Below are 1,037 nucleotides of genomic sequence, written 5' to 3' on the forward strand. Positions count from 1 at the left end.
TGTGGAGCTTCAACAGGTTGTCCTCGATCAGGGCGAGGCGACTGATAGGCGTTTTTGACTTTAGGCTGCCATGTGGACGATGCCAATTGTATCTGTGCAGCCAGACAGGCAGTTCGGCGGCACGATGATCGGATGTCGGATAGGCAATGGCGTAGGCCCATTCGCGCAGTGCTGTCTGGATGAAGCGCTCGGCCTTGCCATTGGTCTTGGGCGTATAGGGTCTTGTCGTGACGTGCTTGAGGCCGAGATCGCGGCAGGCCTTGGCGAAGGCCTTTGATCTGTAGCAGGAGCCGTTGTCGGTCATGACGCGGGCTATCGTGACGCCGAGGCTGGCGTAATAGGCGACCGCGGCCTTGAGGAAGGCGATGGCGCACTCCTTTTTCTCGTCGGGCAGGATTTGCGAGAAGGCGATGCGGGACGCGTCGTCGATGCAGACATGGACGAACTCCCAGCCGGCGCCGCGCGACTTGCCCTTTTGCGGATCGCCGGTGATACGATGGCCGACTTGGCTGAAGCGGCCGAGCTTCTTGATGTCGATATGGATCATCTCGCCGGGATGCTCCCGCTCGTAGCGCCGGACCGGTTCGGCCGGCTCGATATCCCTGAGCCGCGACAGCCCGGCACGCTTGAGAACCCGGCTGACGGTGGCGGGCGAGACGCCGACCTCATGGGCGATGTGCTTGCCGGTCAGCCGCTGGCGACGCAAGGCTGCGATGCGCTCGGCCACGGACTGTTCGGTCAGGCTCGGCATGACGGTGGGCCGCGACGAGCGGTCGACCATGCCGGCCCGCCCTTTGGTCTTATAGCGCTCGACCCAGCGCGCCACGATCTTGGCCGACACGCCATAGACGCGCGCCGCATGGGCTTTGGAAAAAGCGCCTTCTATCACCGATAACGCCATCTCCTCTCGACGCAGCGGTGTGAGACGGGCATTCTTGTGGATGTTCATTCGGACCCTCCGATGGATGCTGAAGCGTGGTAACTCCAGTCTCCTCGGTCCGGTCCGAATGGACAACCTCTCGAAAGCTCACACCTAG

Annotated in this window: 1 protein-coding gene; it reads right to left on the reverse strand. The window is 62.4% G+C overall.

Features of this window, described 5'->3' with window-relative positions; genetic code table 11:
• On the reverse strand, positions 1-949 hold a 949-nt coding region (locus tag NP503_RS33175), incomplete at its 3' end, for an IS481 family transposase (RefSeq protein ID WP_095770220.1).
• Positions 950-1,037 lie beyond the last annotated feature (88 nt).

Source organism: Mesorhizobium sp. SEMIA396 (genome assembly GCF_024518615.1).
Taxonomy (GTDB): domain Bacteria; phylum Pseudomonadota; class Alphaproteobacteria; order Rhizobiales; family Rhizobiaceae; genus Mesorhizobium.